At 53.3% G+C, this 20,935-nt stretch carries 20 protein-coding genes, 1 other RNA gene and 2 pseudogenes; 12 read left to right on the top strand and 11 right to left on the bottom strand.

Annotation, left to right across the window (positions count from 1 at the left end; all coding sequences use genetic code 11):
* Positions 1-35 precede the first annotated feature (35 nt).
* Both queC and HYQ67_RS05340 read right to left on the bottom strand, forming a co-directional pair.
* Positions 36-731 (bottom strand): 7-cyano-7-deazaguanine synthase QueC, encoded by a 696-nt coding sequence (gene queC, locus HYQ67_RS05345; RefSeq protein WP_202302111.1) that lies wholly within the window; start codon positions 729-731, stop codon positions 36-38.
* Between the two features lie 87 nt (positions 732-818).
* Positions 819-2,522, bottom strand: coding sequence for an SgrR family transcriptional regulator (locus HYQ67_RS05340; protein WP_202302109.1), 1,704 nt, complete (start codon positions 2,520-2,522; stop codon positions 819-821).
* Between the two features lie 101 nt (positions 2,523-2,623).
* Here HYQ67_RS05340 and cof point away from each other — a divergent pair, with 101 nt between their 5' ends.
* Positions 2,624-3,445, top strand: a complete 822-nt coding sequence (cof, locus tag HYQ67_RS05335; RefSeq protein WP_202302107.1) for an HMP-PP phosphatase — start codon at positions 2,624-2,626, stop codon at positions 3,443-3,445.
* Positions 3,446-3,757: 312 nt separating this feature from the next.
* Here cof and HYQ67_RS05330 read toward each other — a convergent pair whose 3' ends face one another.
* Both HYQ67_RS05330 and HYQ67_RS05325 read right to left on the bottom strand, forming a co-directional pair.
* Positions 3,758-4,435 (bottom strand): DUF3313 domain-containing protein, encoded by a 678-nt coding sequence (locus HYQ67_RS05330; RefSeq protein WP_202302105.1) that lies wholly within the window; start codon positions 4,433-4,435, stop codon positions 3,758-3,760.
* A gap of 230 nt (positions 4,436-4,665) precedes the next feature.
* Positions 4,666-5,712 carry a PLP-dependent cysteine synthase family protein gene (locus HYQ67_RS05325; protein ID WP_202302103.1) on the bottom strand — a complete coding sequence of 349 codons (1,047 nt, stop codon included), beginning with the start codon at positions 5,710-5,712 and terminating at the stop codon, positions 4,666-4,668.
* A gap of 115 nt (positions 5,713-5,827) precedes the next feature.
* Between HYQ67_RS05325 and HYQ67_RS05320 the strand changes: the two genes are divergently transcribed.
* The 5 genes from HYQ67_RS05320 to amtB all read left to right on the top strand — a co-directional run bounded on the left by HYQ67_RS05320 (position 5,828) and on the right by amtB (position 11,809).
* The gene (locus HYQ67_RS05320) at positions 5,828-6,292 is read left to right on the top strand and encodes an Lrp/AsnC family transcriptional regulator (protein ID WP_202302101.1); all 465 of its coding nucleotides are present in this window, start codon (positions 5,828-5,830) and stop codon (positions 6,290-6,292) included.
* Positions 6,293-6,346: 54 nt separating this feature from the next.
* The gene (locus tag HYQ67_RS05315) at positions 6,347-8,125 is read left to right on the top strand and encodes a SmdA family multidrug ABC transporter permease/ATP-binding protein (RefSeq protein ID WP_202302100.1); all 1,779 of its coding nucleotides are present in this window, start codon (positions 6,347-6,349) and stop codon (positions 8,123-8,125) included.
* Positions 8,118-9,896 carry a SmdB family multidrug efflux ABC transporter permease/ATP-binding protein gene (locus HYQ67_RS05310; RefSeq protein WP_202302098.1) on the top strand — a complete coding sequence of 593 codons (1,779 nt, stop codon included), beginning with the start codon at positions 8,118-8,120 and terminating at the stop codon, positions 9,894-9,896. Before HYQ67_RS05315 ends, HYQ67_RS05310 begins: the two co-directional genes overlap by 8 nt.
* A 256-nt stretch (positions 9,897-10,152) precedes the next feature.
* Positions 10,153-10,491, top strand: coding sequence for a P-II family nitrogen regulator (glnK, locus tag HYQ67_RS05305; RefSeq protein WP_002891893.1), 339 nt, complete (start codon positions 10,153-10,155; stop codon positions 10,489-10,491).
* A gap of 31 nt (positions 10,492-10,522) precedes the next feature.
* Complete coding sequence (gene amtB / locus HYQ67_RS05300) at positions 10,523-11,809, top strand: ammonium transporter AmtB (RefSeq protein ID WP_202302096.1); 1,287 nt, start codon at positions 10,523-10,525, stop codon at positions 11,807-11,809.
* 90 nt (positions 11,810-11,899) lie between these two features.
* Here the strand turns inward: amtB and tesB are convergent, their stop codons facing one another.
* Positions 11,900-12,760 carry an acyl-CoA thioesterase II gene (tesB, locus tag HYQ67_RS05295; protein ID WP_202302094.1) on the bottom strand — a complete coding sequence of 287 codons (861 nt, stop codon included), beginning with the start codon at positions 12,758-12,760 and terminating at the stop codon, positions 11,900-11,902.
* Between the two features lie 216 nt (positions 12,761-12,976).
* Here tesB and HYQ67_RS05290 point away from each other — a divergent pair, with 216 nt between their 5' ends.
* Positions 12,977-13,552: a YbaY family lipoprotein gene (locus HYQ67_RS05290; RefSeq protein ID WP_202302092.1), complete on the top strand. Its 576-nt coding sequence runs from the start codon at positions 12,977-12,979 to the stop codon at positions 13,550-13,552.
* Positions 13,553-13,582: 30 nt separating this feature from the next.
* Here the strand turns inward: HYQ67_RS05290 and HYQ67_RS05285 are convergent, their stop codons facing one another.
* On the bottom strand, positions 13,583-13,894 hold the full coding sequence (locus HYQ67_RS05285) for an MGMT family protein (protein ID WP_202302090.1): 312 nt from the start codon (positions 13,892-13,894) through the stop codon (positions 13,583-13,585).
* 172 nt (positions 13,895-14,066) lie between these two features.
* Here HYQ67_RS05285 and ffs point away from each other — a divergent pair.
* Positions 14,067-14,163: signal recognition particle sRNA small type (ffs, locus tag HYQ67_RS05280), an RNA gene on the top strand.
* A 322-nt stretch (positions 14,164-14,485) separates the two neighbouring features.
* Positions 14,486-15,364: a site-specific integrase gene (locus HYQ67_RS05275; protein ID WP_237391102.1), complete on the top strand. Its 879-nt coding sequence runs from the start codon at positions 14,486-14,488 to the stop codon at positions 15,362-15,364.
* A gap of 61 nt (positions 15,365-15,425) precedes the next feature.
* On the opposite strand, the gene HYQ67_RS05270 is transcribed toward HYQ67_RS05275, so the two are convergent.
* Complete coding sequence (locus HYQ67_RS05270; protein ID WP_202302088.1) at positions 15,426-15,620, bottom strand: hypothetical protein; 195 nt, start codon at positions 15,618-15,620, stop codon at positions 15,426-15,428.
* A gap of 285 nt (positions 15,621-15,905) precedes the next feature.
* Between HYQ67_RS05270 and HYQ67_RS05265 the strand changes: the two genes are divergently transcribed.
* A complete protein-coding gene (locus HYQ67_RS05265) occupies positions 15,906-16,193 on the top strand; it encodes a hypothetical protein (RefSeq protein WP_202302086.1) in 288 nt (95 codons plus the stop codon).
* Between the two features lie 42 nt (positions 16,194-16,235).
* Here HYQ67_RS05265 and HYQ67_RS05260 read toward each other — a convergent pair whose 3' ends face one another.
* The 3 genes and pseudogenes from HYQ67_RS05260 to HYQ67_RS05250 form a co-directional block, all read right to left on the bottom strand.
* Positions 16,236-17,378, bottom strand: a complete 1,143-nt coding sequence (locus HYQ67_RS05260; protein ID WP_202302084.1) for a PAAR domain-containing protein — start codon at positions 17,376-17,378, stop codon at positions 16,236-16,238.
* A gap of 10 nt (positions 17,379-17,388) precedes the next feature.
* Complete coding sequence (locus HYQ67_RS05255) at positions 17,389-17,850, bottom strand: PAAR domain-containing protein (RefSeq protein WP_202302083.1); 462 nt, start codon at positions 17,848-17,850, stop codon at positions 17,389-17,391.
* A 336-nt stretch (positions 17,851-18,186) separates the two neighbouring features.
* Positions 18,187-18,399: pseudogene (locus HYQ67_RS05250) on the bottom strand (helix-turn-helix domain-containing protein); the annotation flags it as partial.
* A 342-nt stretch (positions 18,400-18,741) separates the two neighbouring features.
* On the opposite strand from HYQ67_RS05250, the gene HYQ67_RS05245 reads away from it, so the two are divergent.
* Positions 18,742-19,365 carry a helix-turn-helix domain-containing protein gene (locus tag HYQ67_RS05245; protein WP_202302081.1) on the top strand — a complete coding sequence of 208 codons (624 nt, stop codon included), beginning with the start codon at positions 18,742-18,744 and terminating at the stop codon, positions 19,363-19,365.
* 120 nt (positions 19,366-19,485) lie between these two features.
* Here the strand turns inward: HYQ67_RS05245 and HYQ67_RS05240 are convergent, their stop codons facing one another.
* A complete protein-coding gene (locus HYQ67_RS05240) occupies positions 19,486-20,379 on the bottom strand; it encodes a DMT family transporter (RefSeq protein WP_202302079.1) in 894 nt (297 codons plus the stop codon).
* A gap of 107 nt (positions 20,380-20,486) precedes the next feature.
* On the opposite strand from HYQ67_RS05240, the pseudogene HYQ67_RS05235 reads away from it, so the two are divergent.
* Positions 20,487-20,935 (top strand): annotated as a pseudogene (locus HYQ67_RS05235) (Lrp/AsnC family transcriptional regulator).

Genomic DNA, 20,935 nt, shown 5'->3' with positions numbered 1-20,935 from the left:
CCGGCAGGGCGTGGCGAGCACCACGCCCGGGAAGGTTATTGCAAACCAGTTTTCTTTTTCATGGCGGCCATCACCATCGGCTTATCCGCCAGGTAATGATTCAGGCCGTTGGCGCGCAGGTGGCAGGCGGCGCATTCTCCGCAGCCGTCGCCCTTGATACCGTTGTAGCAGGTCAGGGTCTCCTGGCGTACCAGGTCCAGCTGCTGCCAGTAGTCCGCCAGCGCCCAGGTCTCCGCTTTATCCAGCCACATCAGCGGCGTTTCAAACCGGATATCGCGGGCCATGCCCAGGCTGACCGCATGGTTCAGCGCTTTAACAAATTCATCGCGGCAGTCCGGGTAGCCGGAGAAATCGGTCTCGCATACGCCGGTAATCACCGCCTCAGCTTCTACCTGATACGCATAAATTGCCGTCAGGGTCAGAAACAGAATATTGCGGCCCGGCACGAAGGTGCTGGGAATGCCGTTTTCCGACGGGTCGTAATGGGGTACGGGAATGCTGTCGCGCGTCAGGCTGCTGACGGCCAGCTCATTCAGAAGCGTCACGTCCAGCACCTTATGCGCGCGGGCACCTAATTTCAGCGCCAGTTCACGCGCGACGTCGATCTCTGCGCGGTGGCGCTGACCGTAGTCGAACGTCACACAGTGAACTTCATCATACTGCTGTAGCGCCTGAATCAGGCAGGTTGTGGAGTCTTGTCCACCGCTGAAAACGACAACTGCACGTTTCATGACTAATCCTGTAATGACCAAATGAATGTTACGTTTCGCCTATGGTAACGCCCTGAAACGTGGCTAACCAGTTTCTTTGCTGATGCGTCAGCTAATCGAAGGCGGGGGGAGCCAGGCTTGAGTAAAATCGAACCAACCCCATGCGTTAAGTTCAATGCCGTTAACCCCGGGCGGGGCGCTTATCTGGTAGCGGTAGTTAAACAGCGGCGTCACGATCGCCTCTTTCATCAGCGAGCTGAAGACATCTTTCAGGCCGGCATAGCGCGTCGCGTTATCGGGATGGATCTGCACCGCGTCAAGCGTAGCCTGAAGTCGCGCATACTGCGCCCCGGACAGCAGGCGCGGCCAGAGAATATCGCTGCGTAGCCACTGTTCGAGGGTGTATTCCGGCGCTTCGCCAATCAGCCTGTCGCCCATCAGAATATCCGCATCATCCAGCGCCGCGCAGTCTGCCCAGTTTTTGGCATCGTGGAAAATCAGCGTCAGTTCGCAGCCGAGCGCCGCCAGATGCTGTTTTATCTGCCGTGCCATGGCGTGCAGCTCCACCGGCAGATGGTAGAGCAGCGTCAGCTTCGGCGGCAGCGCTACGTTTTCGAGGGTTTGCCATTCCGGGATGGTCCAGCCGGGGATCATCTCGGTGCTTGGGGTGATCAAAGACTCTTCCACCGGCAGCGTGGCAATCACCTCGTGCTTGCGCACAATCTGCATCAGCATTCTCGCCTGCTGCGGGGTCAGGCTGCCGTTCTGCTTGATGGCCAGATAGCAAAACCCCAGGCTGATGCTGTTGCTGACCGGGCGCAGGTGAACCAGATCGTCCTGCTGGCCAATGGCGATCTGCACCGGATGGCGACAGCTTGTTCCCAGCGCCGTGTCAAAAAGCGCGGGCGTGATCCAGTATTCAATCGCCTTCAGCAGCGGGTGGCTCAGGTGATAACTCTCGTGGCTTTCAATGCGTACGAGATTCTCCTGAAAGCTAGCAATGCGGAACGCGCCGCAGCCCAGCTGGGCGTCGTCGGGATGGGAGAGGCGGCTGCAGTAGCTCGCCAGCCGCCACGGCAGCCAGTAATCCGGACGATGCAGCACAAACTGCAGACACTGCGCGTGGGGCTGCTCAATCGTCTTAACGCTGATAAACAGGCGGCGCATGGCGGGCAGGGTTAACAGCATCAGCAGGCGCTGCTGCAGCTGCGAGGTTTCTACCGCCTCGCCGCTGTGCCAGTGCAGCGTCGACCGAATAAAGAAATGCCAGCTCAGGCCGTCGTCGGAAACCTGCCAGTGATGAGCAAGATCGGGCTGGGGCAGGGTGCTGTGGGTAACAAAGCGGGTGAGACCGGAAAAAACCTGCCCGGCCAGGTGCTGTTCTGCGCGCCCCGGCATAAAGCCCGGCTGCAGGGGTTCGAGGGGACGATAGTACGGAATACGCAATGTAGGGGTGTCGTTTTGCCACTGGCCGCCCAGAAACGGCTGAAGCAGGTGGCGAAGCTGTTCCGGGGCGATCTGCGCCAGATCGAGCGCGTTCTGGTGCTGCCCTTTATGCAGCACCTCTTCCATCATGCTGGATCGCAGGCTTTCTGGCGTAACCAGGAAAGTCAGCTCTCCCCGCTTGCCGCGCCCGGACCGCGCCCGCCAGGTTAGCCAGCCTGCATCCTGCAGATGATTCAGCAGCGTGCGGACGTGACGCTCACTGCAAAAACAGCGGCCAGCAAGTTCTGCTATGGTTGCCTGCACGGGCTCACCTTCTGAGGGTTGCCACAGGCGCTGGAACTGATTAAGTCGATTAAGTAATCGCATAGCTAAACCCGGAACATTTTTTAAGAAGTATTCACTATTAGTTCCGTATATGCCAGGTAATACTGGCAGCCATGTTTGTAAGGCAATATTCAGGAGTCGCTATGGCACGTCTGGCAGCATTTGATATGGATGGCACGTTGCTGATGCCAAATCATCACCTCGGGAAAGAGACGTTGAACACGCTCAGACGTCTGCGCGACGAGCGACAAATGACGCTGGCGTTTGCTACCGGACGCCATGCTCTCGAAATGCGCCATATCCTTGGCTCGATAGATCTCGATGCTTTTTTAATTACCGGCAACGGCACACGCATTCATAACAGGGAAGGTGAGCTTCTGCACCGCCAGGATCTCTCACCCGACGCCGCCGAAGTTGTCCTCCAGAAGCAGTGGGACACCCGGGCGAGTATGCACGTCTTCAATGACACCGGCTGGATGACGGAGCGAGAAATCCCCGAGTTGCTTCATGCCCACGTATACAGCGGCTTCAAATACCAGATTATCGATTTTAAGCGTTTGCCTTTACATGAGGTCACCAAGATCTGCTTCTGCGGCGATCACGGCGATTTAAGCCAGCTGAAAATCCAGCTCGGCGAAGCGCTTGGCGAAAAAGCGTTCCTTTGTTTCTCGGCGGTTGATTGTCTGGAAGTCCTGCCGGTGGGCTGTAATAAAGGGGCTGCGCTAGGCAAGCTCAGTGAACATCTGGGTATGACGTTACAAGAGTGCATGGCGTTTGGTGATGCCATGAATGACCGTGAGATGCTCTCATCTGTGGGCCGCGGCCTGATAATGGGTAATGCCATGCCGCAGCTGAAGTCGGAATTACCGCATTTGCCGGTTATCGGCCATTGCAGTCAACAGGCCGTTTCGCATTATTTGAATCACTGGCTGGATACACCACACCTGACTTATTCCCCCGAATGACTCAAGGTTTTTTCAGCGCCGGGCTCTGCCCGGTTTTTTTATTCCTGTTATTCCTTGCGAACCATCAAAAAAAATGGCCCTCAAGAGGGCCAAAAGGACTGCCAGGAATAACACAACATCTCAGGTATTCCATTTCATGGAATGGCGGCGAGGATACATACTATTTGGCGTCACCGCTACGTTAAGTTTAATTATGAATATGATTGCATAATTTAAATACCGCCTGGTATGTAAAAAACAAAATAACAGAGTAAAAAGTTGACGATTTGAGCTATTTTTAAATCATCAATATGTCAGCGGCTGGCAGTATTTTCAGGATGTCTTTTGGGGCGGTGTAAACTCTAGCGCTGTATCAGTGGCTAGTTCATCAATAACCCCTTTTATATCATCAATGGTGATTGGCGAGCTTTCATTATCGATTTTTTTCCCTTGTCCCTTCCGCAGGACCTTCATCACCACTTTGTTGGTGTTGGCATCAATCAGCTCGCCTTCAAAGTAGATATGCGTGTCCATGGTGCGGTGTCCCGTGACCATCATGGTGCCAGCAACGACCATAGCAATTGGGACGACTTCATAGAACTGAATGTCCTGAGCGCTGCTGTTAACACCGGTAATCGCCCCACGGAAAATCAGGCTCCGCGGGCCGGGCGTGCTCACCAGCTCTATCTTTTCTGCTGCCCGCTCCCTCAGCCTGGAATTGGTGTAGGTGAGGATTTTATCCAGCGTTTCATGACCTAATTGCGAGTTAGGTTTCGGCTTCGGATAATACGTCAGGGGGTTGAACACCAGGCTATCGTAGCTACCAGGTTTATAGTCCGGTGAAACCCAACGTAAAATTGGCTTCCCGGTTCTGGACTCTGTTTTTTTAAGCCCGGAATAATCCTTCAGGAATCCTGAATATTTTTCTGGTGCTGTCACCGAAGATGAACAACCTGCCAGTGACAATAACCCTGTCAGACAGGCGGCCTTGAATAGAATAGAAAGTTGCATGAGTGCCCTCTAAAACTCCATGTAAAAAATCTGTAATTGCATACTCTGGCATAAAAGCCATGCAGTTATAGCAAATAAGATTTTCCATGACTATCTGGGCGCGAGTAATTGGCACGTTTTGAGATGTTTAACGATTCGTGGCATATTATACGTTCTGGGGTAATTATTATTGAATTAAATTATTGTGGATCTCAGACGGTATTTGTGGCCGGATTCACTCCGGCCATTATTCATTTCAGTAAATTCTGGATTTCAGCGCACCACGGCTGCAAATCACCGATATTTGTTTTCACCCATTGTGCATCGTAATAGGTTTCAAGGTAGCGCTCACCGCTGTCACACAATAGCGTTACGATCGAGCCGGTACGGCCTTCGGTGCGCATACGAGCAGCCATTTGCAAAGCTCCCCACATGTTTGTCCCGGTAGAGGCTCCGACTTTTCGCCCTAAAACGGTTTCGAGCCACTGCATGGTGGCAACGCTTGCTGCGTCCGGCACGCGCATCATTTCGTCGATGACGTCAGGAATGAAGGACGGTTCGCAGCGGGGACGACCAATACCCTCTATTTTGCTGCCAACTTTGCTGCTCAGGCTGCAATCTCGCTGGTGCCAGTAATCAAGAAACACGGAGTTCAACGGGTCAACCACTAACAGCTGCGTGGGATAACCCTGATAACGCAGGTAGCGGCCAATTGTGGCGGATGTTCCGCCTGTGCCTGCGCTCATTACAATGTAATCGGGAACCGGGTTCGGTTCGTGCTCCATCTGACGGAAGATACTGTCCGCGATATTGTTATTGCCTCGCCAGTCCGTCGCGCGTTCGGCGAAGGTAAACTGATCCATATAGTGGCCGTTCAGCTCACGGGCCAGCATCTCAGAGGCAGCATAGATTTCGCAGGCGCTCTCCACAAAATGGCAGCGACCGCCGTAAAATTCGATCTGTTCAATTTTGCGTTTTGCGGTGCAGGCGGGCATGACGGCGATAAACGGCAGGCCAAGCAAGCGCGCAAAATAGGCTTCTGACACGGCGGTAGAACCCGACGAAGCTTCGATAATTGTCGTACCCTCTTTGATCCAGCCATTGCATAAACCATACAGAAACAGCGAGCGCGCCAGACGATGCTTCAGGCTGCCGGTAGGGTGGGTACTTTCATCTTTCAGGTAAAGCTGAATGCCCGGAAAAGCTGGCAAAGCCAGGCGGATAAGATGCGTGTCTGCCGAGCGCTGATAATCGGCATTGATTTCACTGATGGCGTGGTTTACCCAGGGGTTACTCATGGCGGCGTTCCATTTGTCTATTTGTGCTTAGGGTAAAGCAAAAAGGAGATAAAAAAGTTGCCATTTAGCCTGTCTGAGGCTTTCATTATAGAAAATATTTCTCCCAAGAGTCGCCATGTTAGATAAAATTGACCGTAAGCTGCTATCCTTGCTGCAGGAAGACTGCACCCTCTCTTTGCAGGCGCTGGCGGATGCCGTTAATCTGACCACCACGCCCTGCTGGAAGCGCCTGAAAAAACTCGAAGACGACGGTATCGTGCGGGCGAAAGTCGCCCTGTTGGATCCCGAAAAGCTCGGGCTTGGCCTGACCGCTTTCGTGCTGATTAAAACCCAGCAGCACAGCAGCGACTGGTACGGTAAATTTGTCGCCGTCGTGGCGGATATGCCCGAAGTGCTCGGCTTCTGGCGCATGGCCGGGGAGTACGACTATCTGATGCGTGTCCAGGTGGCGGACATGAAACGCTACGATGACTTTTACAAGCGGCTGGTCAACGGTATTCCCGGTTTAACCGATGTCACTTCGAGTTTCGCCATGGAACAGATAAAATACACAACAGCTTTGCCGATAAGCAGCATCTAACCCTGCTTGTGGCGCTTTTCTTTATTTCAATACCCCGTTACCCAGGAACATCGCGTGCGATTATTTGCTCAACTAAGCTGGTACTTCACCCGGGAATGGCGACGCTATCTCGGTGCGGTGGCGCTGCTTATCATCATTGCCATTCTGCAGCTTGTGCCGCCCAAACTGGTGGGCGTGATTGTAGACGGTGTGACTTCGCAAAATCTTTCGGGCCGGCAGGTATTGATGTGGCTTGGGGTGATGGTCGCCATTGCCATTGTCGTCTACATGCTTCGCTATGTGTGGCGTGTGCTGCTGTTCGGGGCGTCTTATCAGCTTGCCGTGGAACTGCGCGAGGATTATTACCGCCAGCTCAGCCGCCAGCACCCTGAATTTTACCTGCGCCACCGCACGGGCGATCTAATGGCGCGCGCAACGAACGATGTCGATCGCGTGGTATTCGCGGCGGGTGAGGGCGTGCTCACGCTGGTCGATTCGCTGGTCATGGGCCTTGCGGTGCTGATTGTCATGTCTACGCAAATCAGCTGGGAGCTAACCCTGCTTTCCTTATTACCTATGCCGGTGATGGCCATCGTGATTAAACGCTACGGGGATCAGCTTCACCAGCGCTTCAAGCTGGCGCAGGCGGCGTTCTCGACGCTTAACGATCGTACCCAGGAGAGCCTGACCAGTATCCGCATGATCAAAGCTTTTGGCCTGGAAGACCGGCAGTCGGCGCTGTTTGCCGCTGAGGCGCAGGATGCGGGCAAGAAGAACATGCGGGTAGCGCGGGTGGACGCCCGCTTTGATCCGACGATTTATATCGCCATCGGCACGGCTAACCTGCTGGCGGTGGGCGGCGGCAGCTGGATGGTGATGCAGGGCACGCTGACGCTCGGGCAGCTCACCAGCTTCGTCATGTATCTGGGGCTGATGATTTGGCCCATGCTGGCGCTGGCCTGGATGTTTAATATCGTCGAGCGCGGCAGCGCGGCGTATAGCCGTATCCGCAGCATGCTGGCGGAAGCGCCGTCGGTGACAGACGGCAAGAAACAGGCACCGGAAGGCCGTGGCACCCTGCAGGCAAATATTCGCGCGTTCCATTATCCGCAAACGGCAAAGCCCACGCTTGAGAACGTTTCGTTTGCGCTCAAGCCGGGTGGCATGCTGGGGCTGTGTGGCCCGACGGGAGCGGGCAAGAGCACCATCCTGTCGCTTATCCAGCGTCATTTTGATATCGACCAGGGCGACATTCGCTTCCACGATATTCCTCTGGTGCAGATGCAGCTCGATTCCTGGCGCAGCCGCCTGGCGGTGGTGAACCAGACGCCGTTCCTTTTCTCCGATACCGTGGCCAGCAACATTGCCCTGGGCAAGCCGAACGCCACGCAGGAAGAGATTGAACATGTCGCAAGGCTTGCGAGCGTGCATGAAGATATCCTGCGCCTGCCGCAGGGTTATGACACCGAAGTCGGGGAGCGTGGCGTTATGCTCTCTGGTGGTCAGAAACAACGTATCTCTATTGCCCGCGCGTTGCTGCTGGATGCCGAAATTCTGATTCTGGACGATGCGCTCTCCGCGGTGGATGGGCGTACCGAGCACGATATTCTCCATAACCTGCGTCAGTGGGGTGAGCACCGCACCGTCATCATCAGCGCGCACCGTTTATCGGCGTTGACCGAGGCGAGCGAGATCCTGGTCATGCAGCACGGACATATTGCGCAGCGCGGCAGCCACGATGCGCTGGCATCGCAGCCCGGCTGGTATCGCGATATGTTCCGCTATCAGCAGCTTGAAGCGGCGCTGGACGAGGCGCCGGTCGAAGCGAACGACAAGGAGAACGCCAGTGCGTAAGTTAACGAAACAGTGGCCGACCATCAAACGCCTGCTGGCCTACGGCTCCCCGTGGCGCAAACCGCTGGCGGGCGCGGTGGTGATGCTGTGGATTGCCGCTGCGGCGGAAGTGACCGGGCCGATTCTGGTCAGCTACTTTATCGACAACATCGTTTCCGAAAACCGCCTGCCGGTTGCGCTGGTGGCCGGGCTGGCAACGGCTTATCTGCTGCTTTCTGTTACCGCTGCGGGCCTGCACTACTGGCAGGCGCTGCTGTTTAATCAGGCCGCGGTTGGCGTGGTGCAGCAGCTGCGGATGGACGTGATGGACGCAGCGCTGCGCCAGCCGCTGAGCGCGTTTGATACTCAGCCGGTCGGGCAGCTAATCTCCCGCGTCACCAACGATACCGAAGTGATCCGCGACCTTTACGTCACGGTTGTCGCCACGGTGCTGCGAAGCGCGGCGCTAATCGGCGCGATGCTGGTGGCGATGTTCAGTCTCGACTGGCGTATGGCGCTGGTGGCGATAACGATCTTCCCGGCAGTGCTGATTGTGATGATGATCTATCAGCGCTACAGCACGCCGATTGTCCGCCGCGTGCGCAGCTATCTGGCGGATATTAACGACGGCTTCAACGAGGTCATCAACGGCATGAGCGTGATCCAGCAGTTCCGCCAGCAGGCGCGTTTTGGCGAGCGCATGGGGGCGGCGAGCCGCTCACATTATCTCGCCCGCATGCAGACCCTGCGCCTGGATGGTTTCCTGCTGCGCCCGCTGCTGAGCCTGTTCTCAGCGCTGGTGCTGTGCGGGCTGCTGATGCTGTTTGGCTTCACTTCTGTGGGCACCATAGAGGTTGGGGTGCTCTACGCCTTCATCAACTATTTAGGCCGTCTTAACGAGCCGCTGATCGAACTGACTACCCAGCAGTCGATGCTGCAGCAGGCGGTGGTGGCCGGTGAACGGGTCTTTGAGCTGATGGACGGCAAGCGCCAGGATTACGGTCATGACGAGCAGCCGCTGCAAAGCGGACGCATTGAGGTGGATAACGTCTCCTTTGCCTACCGTGGCGATCGGCTGGTGCTTCAGGATATCAATCTGGACGTGCCGTCGCGCAGCTTCGTGGCGCTGGTGGGGCATACCGGCAGCGGCAAAAGCACTCTGGCGAACCTGCTGATGGGCTATTACCCGCTGACACGCGGTGAAATTCGTCTGGATGGTCGCCCGCTCGGTACGCTGAGCCACGGCACGCTACGCCGCGGCGTGGCGATGGTCCAGCAGGATCCGGTGGTGATGGCGGATTCGTTCTTTGTTAACGTCACGCTCGGGCGCGACATCAGCGAAGAGGCCGTATGGCAGGCGCTGGAAACTGTGCAGCTCGCGGATCTGGCTCGCACTATGGTTGACGGCATCCATACTCGACTGGGGGAGCAGGGGAATAACCTCTCCGTTGGTCAGAAACAGCTTTTAGCCCTGGCCCGCGTGCTGGTGGATGCGCCGCAGATCCTCATTCTGGATGAGGCAACGGCGAACATCGATTCCGGCACCGAGCAGGCTATTCAGCAGGCGCTAGCTGCCATTCGAGAACACACTACGCTTGTGGTTATCGCGCACCGCCTGTCCACTATCACCGATGCAGACACTATTCTCGTTCTGCATCGCGGGCAGGCGGTTGAGCGAGGCACGCACAGCGAATTGCTGACAGCAGAAGGGCGCTACTGGCAGATGTACCAGCTCCAGCTGGCTGGTGAGGAACTGGCTGCCGCCACGCGCGAGGAAACGCTCACCGCCTGATGCACTATAAGTATGCATAAATCCAGCGGCTACCGCCGTTGGTGCAAAACTGAAACGCACTCTGCACCAGCATGGTGCGTTTTTTCTTTCCAGGAACATTCTTAACCTCAGGTATCCTTTTCTCCCCACGATATATTCCACAAATCCCCTGATTAGCACGCCGGATCATGGCCGACTTTCATTTCTGGCACGGGCCTTGCTTTATCTCTTTCAGTGCTGCTGAGCAATTACCGATTGTCTTACTGGAGGGGAATCTATGAAGCTGGTTACCGTGGTCATCAAACCATTCAAACTCGAAGACGTTCGCGAGGCGTTGTCTTCCATCGGCATTCAAGGGCTGACCGTAACCGAAGTCAAAGGGTTTGGGCGTCAGAAGGGGCATGCCGAGCTGTACCGTGGCGCGGAGTACAGCGTTAACTTCCTGCCAAAAGTGAAAATTGATGTGGCGATTGCCGATGACCAGCTCGACGAAGTGATCGACGTCATCAGCAAAGCCGCCTATACCGGCAAAATCGGTGACGGCAAAATTTTCGTTGCCGAGCTGCAACGCGTGATCCGTATTCGTACCGGCGAAGCCGACGAAGCTGCACTGTAACGCCTCCCCCATCGTGAAAGGGACAGAAAAAATGAAAAAAATCGCCTCTGCTGCAGGCCTCTTAGCCCTGGCGCTTGCGCCATCACTGGCTTTCGCCGCCCCGGCCGTTGCTGATAAAGCAGACAACGCCTTTATGATGATTTGCACCGCGCTGGTGCTGTTTATGACTGTACCGGGTCTTGCGCTGTTTTACGGCGGCCTGATTCGCTCCAAAAACGTGCTTTCCATGCTGACGCAGGTGACGGTGACTTTCGCGATGGTTTGCGTGCTGTGGGTGGTTTATGGCTACACGCTGGCCTTCGGGACGGGCGGCAACTTCTTCGGCAACTTCGACTGGGCGATGCTCAAAAATATCGAGCTGAAAGCGCTGATGGGCTCGTTCTATCAGTATATCCACGTTGCGTTCCAGGGCTCGTTTGCCTGTATTACCGTCGGGCTGATTGTGGGCGCGCTGGCTGAACGCATTAAGTTCTCTGCGGTACTGATTTTTGTGCTGGTCTGGCTGACGCTTTCTTATGTGCCGATTGCGCACATGGTATGGGGCGGTGGTCTGCTGGCATCCCATGGCGCGATGGACTTTGCGGGCGGTACGGTTGTGCACATCAACGCTGCGGTGGCGGGCCTTGTAGGCGCTTACCTGGTTGGCAAGCGCGTGGGCTATGGCAAAGAGGCGTTCAAACCTCACAACCTGCCGATGGTCTTTACCGGCACCGCGATCCTCTACTTCGGCTGGTTTGGCTTTAACGCAGGCTCCGCAAGCGCGGCTAACGAAATCGCCGCTCTGGCATTCGTTAACACGGTTGTGGCGACGGCTGCGGCAGTCCTCGGCTGGGTGTTCGGTGAATGGGCGCTGCGTGGTAAACCTTCTCTGCTGGGTGCCTGCTCCGGCGCCATTGCAGGTCTGGTTGGTATCACACCAGCTTGCGGCTATGTAGGGGTTGGCGGGGCGCTGATTATCGGTATCGTGGCGGGCCTGGCTGGTCTGTGGGGCGTTACGCTGCTGAAGAAATGGCTGCGTGTGGATGACCCATGCGATGTGTTCGGCGTCCACGGCGTCTGCGGTATTGTAGGCTGCATCATGACCGGCATCTTTGCGGCGACGTCACTGGGTGGCGTAGGCTACGCGGAGGGCGTGACCATGGCACATCAGGTTCTGGTTCAGTTGGAAAGTATCGGTCTGACTATCGTCTGGTCCGGCGTGGTGGCATTTATCGGCTTCAAAGTCGCTGATCTGACCGTCGGGCTGCGCGTGCCGGAAGAGCATGAGCGCGAAGGTCTGGACGTCAACAGCCACGGCGAGAACGCTTACAACGCGTAATCGTCAGATTAAAAAAAGGCGGAACGTTTGTTCCGCCTTTTTGCATTTCAAATCGTAGGTCGGATAAGCGCAGCGTCATCCGGCAGGTTCTTAACTCCGTTTACGCATCACCCCTTCCTGCACCGTCGATGCAACCAGCACCCCATCCTGGGTATAAAACTCACCGCGAACAAAACCGCGGGCGCTGGACGCAGACGTACTTTCCACGCTGTACAGCAACCATTCGTTCATATCAAACGGGCGGTGGAACCACATGGAATGGTCGATGGTGGCAACCTGCATGCCCGGCTCGAGGAAACCAATGCCATGGGGCTGAAGCGCGGTTGGCAGGAAATTAAAATCTGAGGCGTAGCCCAGCAGATACTGATGGACGCGCAAATCGTCTGGCATCTTACCGTTGGCGCGCAGCCAGACCTGACGTGTAGGGTCAGCCTGATGGCCCTTCAGCGGGTTGTGAAACTCTACCGGGCGGATCTCCAGCGGTTTCTCGCAGAGGAATTTCTCTTTGACCTGCGGCGGGAGAAATTTTTCCAGCGAGCGGGCGATATCCGTTTCCGTTTTCAGGCCGTCAGGCGAAGGGGCCTGCGGCATGGCTTTCTGATGCTCAAAGCCCGGTTCGGGTGCCTGGAAAGAGGCGGTCATATAGAAAATCGGCTTGCCGTTTTGCACGGCGGCCACGCGGCGGGCGCTGAAGCTATTGCCGTCGCGGAGGGTTTCAACGTCATAAATAATAGGCTTCTGGCTGTCGCCCGGGCGCAGGAAGTAGCTGTGAAACGAGTGAATCAACCGTTCTGCCGGCACGGTTTCTTTGGCAGCATACAGCGCCTGGCCGGCCACCTGGCCGCCGAATACCTGACGTAACCCTAAGTCCTCGCTCTGCCCGCGAAACAACCCTTCTTCAATCTTTTCCAGATTGAGCAATGCCAATAAATTGCTGAGCGCCTGACTCATAGAACTTCCTCGAAATAGTAAAAACGGGCCGGTAACCTGCCTGATTATAACATGCTCTCAGCTTTAATCTCGTAGTGGCCCGACCTGATGAGATCCGCCGTTCCAGGCAAAATTCAGTGATATGTGCCACACTTAGCCTGATAAGCATGTTTTCACCGCTCATTACTTGTGGGACACAGCGCCCGCAAATGCATTGATAATAAGGAGAACAAATCAATGAAACTTGTGCCAATGTTAAGTGGTTTAGCCGTTGCGGTTGCCCTGGCCGGATGTGCTCAGAAGTCTGCGGATATCCCAACCCCGGCACCAGCCGCATCGACGTCATCCACGGGAGCGACTGCTCAATCGACGATTGCACAGCCAAGCGTGACCGGTACAGCCTGGATCCGTCAGAAAGTTGCGCTGCCACCGGATGCGGTGCTGACCGTGACGCTGTCTGACGCTTCGCTGGCGGATGCGCCGTCGAAGGTTCTGGCCCAGAAAGTCACTCGTACCGAAGGGAAGCAGGCACCGTTTAGCTTCGTGCTGCCGTTTAATCCGGCAGACATCCAGCCTAACGCGCGCATCATCCTGAGTGCGGCTATTACCGTGAACGATAAGCTGGTGTTTATCACCGATACTATTCAGCCGGTGATCAATCAGGGCGGGACAAAAGCGGATCTGACGCTGGTTCCTGTTCAACAAACAGCAGTGCCAATGCCGACCGGGGGCGGGGCGACAACCACTGTACCGTCCACCTCTCCGACGCAGGTGAACCCTTCATCAGCGGTTCCGGCGCCAACAACGTTCTAGGTGCTCTGCGCTCCGTAAGGGGCGCTTTTTTTAGTAGTTCCAGCGGTAACGCTGCATATCGATGTGTCCATCCCCGGAAACCATAATCCCTTCTGAGAGCAAAGCTTCGCGTTGACGCTGCAGGTCAGGACCCGTTAACGAAATGATACCGTGGCGGTTAACGACACGATGCCATGGCAGCTTACTTCCTTCCGGCAACCGTTTTAGTACGCCGCCAACCTGACGAGCCGCACGCGGCGAACCTGCGAGCAGGGCAACATCGCCGTAGGTCGTGACATGGCCTTCGGGAATGGCGGCAATAATCTGGTAAACCCGTTGCGGGAAAGAATCGTGGTTATCCATAGCGTGCTCCTTAATACGGCATCGCTAAGCATAATCGTCCATCAAGCCAGAGCAAGGAAAAACTCCGGCTGCGCAAGAAACCAACACCTGACCGCGAGCGGCTTGCAATTGCCGGGGTCAACATGGATAATGCGCCAGCGCGTCAGGGAACTGATGCTCTCAATGGGGGCCCTGTTGGTTCTCCCGCAACACTAACTTGTGAACTCGGTCAGATCCGGAAGGAAGCAGCCGCAGCAGGTGACGTGTGTGCCGGGATGTAGCTGGCAGGGCCCCCACCCAATTCTGCTAAGTACATGATATTAATCATGTAAACCCTCTGTTTTCGTGCATTGAAACGGCGGTGATACAATTTTCGTGTATCACTTAAGACGCTAATCAATGTCACATCTGATGCTATCCCGTCACGGAATCTGGTACTACCGTCGAGTATATTTAACACCTCGGAGACGGCGCGAGATTCGCATTTCTCTGCGTACACGTTCAAAGCGTGAAGCTATGAAACGTGCAGAGTAATACATCACCTCACAGCCTTTCGCCTGTGTTCCACAGGCCATCCCGGCACACTCATCTTCTACTGCGGCTGCTTCTGACTTGATAAAAAAGAAGAGGCAATCATTTCCGGATCTCAGTAGAGAACTTGAGAAGTACACCAACGCCAAAAAGGAAGCGGTGGGCGAGCGTGAGATTTTGACGATCAATAGATGCGTGAAGTCGTATCTTGCTGTCACGAAAGAACCGTTTAGTAAGCGTAGTGCTGCTGCGTTTGTCGATAGCTTAGAAGGTTCAGCCTCCACCAGAAATCGCTACATCAATAAGAACTCAGCATTTTTCAAATGGCTTGCTACACGCACAGATGAAGATATGCGTAACCCGTTTGAAGGGATGGGCGTAAAAGAAACCACGTCGCCGATGGATCGCCGTCCAGCATACACTCTCAACGATTTGAAACAGTTGCACATATCTTTGCATAGCGTGAAGGATTGGAAGCGCTGGGTTATCTTAATCGGGCGCTACACCGGTATGAGGCAGAATGAAATTTGCCAGCTTTACCAAAATGACGTGATGAAAGTTGACGGTATTTGGTGTTTCCGTATCGATAACTTAAACCCTAACCAGACGATAAAAACGGACAGTTCGCGGCGATTTGTACCGATCCATTCTCAACTGTTAGCGCTTGGCCTACTTGATTTCATCAACGACAGGAAAGGGCATTTGTTCCCTGAGTTAACCTTGCACCTTGGTAGCTATGGTCACTACTTCAGCCGCTGGTTTACGAGGTTCAGGGGGAAGAATGGTTTGCCTGAGTACCATTCGTTGTGGCATTACGCCGCTACAACGTTTAAGCAGCAAGGATGTCCTGAGCAGTTTGCCTTTCAAGTGCTCGGACACTCGAACGCAACGATCACTTACAACCGATACGGGAAAGGCGTTGATGTTTCGCGGTTGGTTGAGTTAGTGGAATTCCTTTAAAGAAATGCAGGGCATAACGGCACTTAAAGCATACGCCCCGCAGACCTTAGTTTGCTTATGGTTAGCACACTTGCCCGGTCATATTGGTGACTGAAGCAGTAATCAGTTTGATTAATTCTTCCTCATTCAAGTCTTCTGGGGTCAAATTCGGGTGCATCGCTGTAAGTGGGTACTTGGCGTATTCTTCTAATTCGATATAGCGACCGAGAGTTACGGTTTCGGTATACAGTTGGAGCAATAACTGTTTGTTGGTCATATTTTATCCTCAAAGATTAAATATCGCGTCTCGTTGCTATTTCTACCACTAACGGGGCTACCCAGCCTTTGGCGGTCATCTCTCTTTCTTGAAGATTAGCAAGACCAAAACAAGGCAAATGGCGCTACCGACAAATGCGGTGATCAAGAGGTTATCCACTGAATGCGATAAGTCATCTATGATCGCTTCACATAAACTGGCTTCCATCTGACCTGTTGAAGGGGGCCGTTGTATTTCCGGGTTAGCCCGAAATCAAACACTAGGATCATCAGGACTATAGAGTAGATGGCGAATACTGAAGCAATGCCTCCCCATCGAATGATAGTCTTTGCTCTATTCGTCATCATTAGCAGTCCTCCAAATCATCTCACCTTTTTAAAGATCAGTAGGATGAGAGGCACGCAGATCGCAAAGCCAAAAAGGGCGACAGTAAAAACGCCATCAGTGGCTTGCATGATCGAGTTTATAGAAGCTTGGTACTCTTTTAATGGGATTGGGCCAGAAAACCGCATACTTTCACTCTCGGTGAATGCGGAAAAAGAGAAGGTAGATAGCACCAGTGCGATAAAGTAGCATAGCGATACAATGACAATCCCACCCCATCGGAAAACGGTTTTAGTTCTGTTCGTCATCGCCATAAGATCCCCCTAATACTCCACCTACAGTGCCGCCGGAATACGGAGACAATGAATCACCAGTTGCTGCACCTTCCGCAGCAACATGCTGAACTACCCCGCCGGGGGGGGCCTGGAATGGTTGTAAGTTACCTGAATTAGGGTATTGCTCTTTGAATACTCCTGTCATCTCAACGACAAGCATTGAGGACATGTCTCCACCCTTCGCAATGAGAAATCTTTGCAGCGATACCGGAACGGTAAAATTTTCCTCGGCCTCAATAGATAGCTGGGTCGTCGTAGATGTGTAACCGTGCTCAAATACCCTAGAGCCAGCAAACTTAATCCCCGCAACTGAATGTGTGGTGCAGTTGCTGCCAGTAACGTCATACTCATCAATGGTATGGCCTCTCCTCCTTGTTGTCTCTGGCATTTTTGATGTTTGTATAGCTGGCTTACTGCTGTTCCATAGGTCTTCGAAGAACGCTCTTGTCTTCACCGGGTCAGCATCGTCTATGCGGAAAACACGAGCACCCATCTCATAGAGTTCAGAACGATAGTAAACCCTTGCATCTTCATCTTGCAGGAAGTTAAGAACACCATCTCCCGTAAAGCCTCCACGATTCGTTCTGCCATAGCGACCATACGTGTAGAGATAGACATTGTTATTCTCGTGCACCGAAACGAAAGCGTGACCTGCGTTTTTGGTTTCAGTCCAGATGTAAACGCCGTTCAATAACGGATTATCTTCGGGTTTGCAGGTGTCAGCAAAGCTGTTATGTTTCTTCGCTACTTGTGCGTGCTGCACTGGCTCTACAGGTGCTGTAGCCCAGGATGGGGTATTTACCTCAACGGTGCCTGGGGCAATCAGAAAATTGCTCCCCTGCGGACACCCGCAACGGATCGCCGAGCCATCCACCGCAACAGCGGCACTGTTTGAGCAGCGGTGATCGCCGTCCACAATGACCCCCACTTCCCCACATTTCGGGCAGGGGGTGGTCTTATCACCAATGTAAAGTTTCCACTTGCCCATTACAGACATACCAGGACGGGCGGCAATACATTGTGCGCCTGTAGAGGTTTTATCTCCGTGTAGACCAACGTTCTTACCGTGAACCGTGCAGCCTCTGTTTACTGATGCCATTGTAGCCGCCTTATTTCAGAAAATTAGCTGGCAACGTTTCCCCGGCTCGGACTGCTCTTCTGACACTCCCTTGTGGGCTACTGATTATTTTGTCACCGTTGTCGAGTAAGCTACCGACAAGAGCGGCGGATTTGCCGGAAGTATTACCCACACCAGTAGTGATCTTCGCGGTTGTTCCATCAGGGTAGCGAACCTCATCACCAACGATAGAGACATTAACTAACGTACCATTCTCAAGCTCGATCTGCTGCCCGTTGTGTTCACTGATAACCGTTCCCCCGTCGCGGGTTAAGCTACCCTCTGTAGCGATCAGATAAGCTGCTGTAACTGGGTGAGCGAGGTTGTAGGTGTTTCTTTCTGCGATCAAGTTGCGGGCTTCTTCGTTCATTTCCGCGAGCTGCTCGGTTGTGAATGGTGACTGGTCAAATGCTGCCAGCATTTCGGCGGTGAGTTCATTGGTGTACTGTTTCATAAGTCCCTCTACTTGTTATGGAAATAATTATCGTGGTCATTTTACAAACAATCACCACATGCGCAACAAGTATTAGGCCTAAGTAAAACTACGTTCCGTAACAACCAGTACTCAGGCATGAGGTAAAACGAGATCTGCCAGCTTTGCCACAATGATGTGATTCACGTTGATGGAATTTGGTTTTTTCGTATCGATAATCTGAATTCAAACCAGTCGGTAAAACTAGTTGGCGTCTAATATAAACCCGCGTTCTACGAGCTTGTGTCTAGTGTTAAGCTTGATTTTTCCCAGCCCCCGATCTGTTATAGCCGGAATCATCAAATATCAGAGAGGTGCTCAGGATGTCTTTAACCTGTAGAAGGTTGCTTTGCTGATCGCTAATCTATCCTGTACCGCTGCTGGTGGTAAACCCTGTGCTAACAGCTCCCGTACCTGTTCAACGGTTGCTTTGATTGGCCTGCCGCAATGCTTGCCTTTCGATTGGGCACGTTTGATACCTGCTGTTCTACGCTCTGCGATTAGGTCTTTCTCCAGCTTGGCGAGCTCAGCCACCCAATTCTGCATCCATTCTTCTCTCTATCTTCCACTGCTTCCACTCTTTCTGTCCGTCAGTTACCGGCATTATTTATAATTTTATTAATACAACTTGATAACAACTCTTCATTATTCCATGTTAAGGAATTTGTTATTTTCTTTTGTGACTGTTTCTGCGTGAATTAATTACCAGGAATTTTCTTGCTTTTGTGTGAATTTCCAACGGATTTATGCAAAATTAATGCTATTTACGCCGTTTGATAAATGTTCAAGGGTGTAATGAACATATCTTCAATATATACTTATTCCAGTTTTTAACCTGGCATTAATATTGTTTGTGTTTAAGAGGATTTGAAGATGGTGTTAACTTCACCAAAGCGTCCTGATGAGGCAATTGCAAGCCTTATTAACGCGCTGATGCCTTTAGGTGAACGTATAAATGTGACTTCACGTAAAAGAATTGGCTGGCGAACGAAAGAGACATCTTACCTGTATCTGTTACTCCGCGGCGAAATATCTGTCCTGCGGATTTCAGACGGTTTATTGTTGGGAACAACAAATCTACCTCACGTATTCGGTTTCACCGAGATGTTCTCCCCAATGGGCTGCAACATGCTCCGTGCCGAAACGGACTGCACACTGATGTGCATAGACACCGCGCTGGTCCTGCCAGAAATCGACAAGCAGGAGCTCTGGCGAGAGGTTGCTGAACTGTGTTCATATCATACCGCCAACATGCTTCTTCGTGACCTCAAGATAGTGAACCAGCGAACGCCGCCAGTTGTTCATAATTACCTTCAGGAATTAGACCGTTTACCCGCCGACAGAAAATATCGTGTGAATATTTTAAATTATATTCAGGAGCGGACGGGGTTGTCTCGCAGCAGCATTCTTAACGTTGTTTCGACCTTAAAAAAGAACAACTATATCGATTATGAACGCGGTGGCTATCAGCTGAAAATTAATAATTTGCCAGACTGATCTTGTTTTATTTGTATGATGTATAGCGTGCGGCATCATTATTTAATGTTGTCGGCTTTGGTAATTATTGCGCAAACAAATCCGTTGTTTGCGCAATAAGCTCTTTAGATAAGTGGAGTCTCATTCGATAACTTCAACCATTTTCTTTCGCGCCCGATCCCCCCAGCCCAGATTAATCCCCGCAGCGGCCAGTAAAATCATAATACCGCCAACGAACTGAATTGCGCTCAGGCTATGCCCAAAGACCAGGCGGTCAACAACCACCGCGATAACCGGATAGATAAATGAGAGGGAAGCCGTGAGTGCGGTCGGGAGTTTTTGAATTGCGCCGTAGAGCAGTTGATACATGATACCAGTGTGCAGGACGCCGAGCAGCAGCACAATCCCCCAGCCCGTGACGGACAGCGCCTGGTTAAAATTGACCAGCGGTAACAGCATCACGATACCTACGCTGACCTGCACAAGTGCGATTTGCTGCGGGGGAACACCTTTCAGCTGTCTGGTAATGATGGCAGTCAGCGCATAGAAAAAAGCTGCACCAAGCGCCATGGCAATACCTACGAGCCAGCTTTGTTCCCCTGAATGAGACAACCCGGTCGACACAACCAGCAGCATGCCCGTAAATGAGACGGCCAGCCAAAACCATTTAGCTTTACTGACCGTCTCTTTCAGGATGAATACCCCCATCCCAACCAGCATCAGCGGCTGCGTATTGTAGACAACCGTCGCCAGACCTATTGAGGTGCGGGAGTAAGCTCCGAACAGCAATAACCAGTTCAGCACCAGAGCAATACCGCCCAGTGCCGCTATCAGCGTCACGTATCCGGTGAGATGGCTTCGCCAGCTACCCTGATATAAGCCAAACGCCAGCAGCGTCAACGCGCCGAAAACACAGCGCCAGAACACAACGTTAGTGACCGACTGACCGGAGAGCAGAACAAACGCTCCGATAGTACCTGAAATCACCATCGCCGCTATCATCTGCAGGCTGCCGGTTTTCATCTCAGTTTTCATGTTTCTTCCTCCCCCTGTAAGTCGCTCTATTTTGACAATCGCAGGGGAGCGAATGAAGTGCTATTGTCAGGTGAAAGAGCAAAACTACCTTTTTTATCGAGGCAATAATGGCTGAATACCTTCCTGATGAGATCGACTACCGCATTCTTGCCTGCCTGGCGCAGGATGCGCGAATGTCCCTTAAAGCGCTAAGTCATCAAATCGGGCTTTCTTCACCCAGTACCGCGGAGCGCCTGAAGCGTCTGGAAGAGAAAGGGGTGGTGGAAGGCTACACGCTGAATGCTTCGCTACCGGCTCTCGGCTACAGCTTGCAGGCTATCGTGCGGGTAAAGCCGCTGCCCGGCCTGCTGCATAAAGTTGAAAAGCTGATTCAGGGGATCCCTCAGTGTATCGAGTGCGACAAAATCACCGGTGACACTGCTTTGTCATGCGTCTGGCGATCCGTTCTATTGGCCAGCTGGATGAGATCCTGGATGAACTGGCGGAATACGCTCAGAGCAATACCTCCATTGTGAAGAGTAGCCCGGTGAAGCGCCGGTTACCGCCAGTGAGGTAA

This window comes from Dryocola clanedunensis subsp. sulfonylureivorans (assembly GCF_016756775.1).
GTDB classification, from domain to species: Bacteria; Pseudomonadota; Gammaproteobacteria; order Enterobacterales; family Enterobacteriaceae; genus Dryocola; species Dryocola clanedunensis.
Note: the sequence above shows the minus strand (reverse complement) of the source record. Positions and strands in the feature narration are given on the sequence as shown.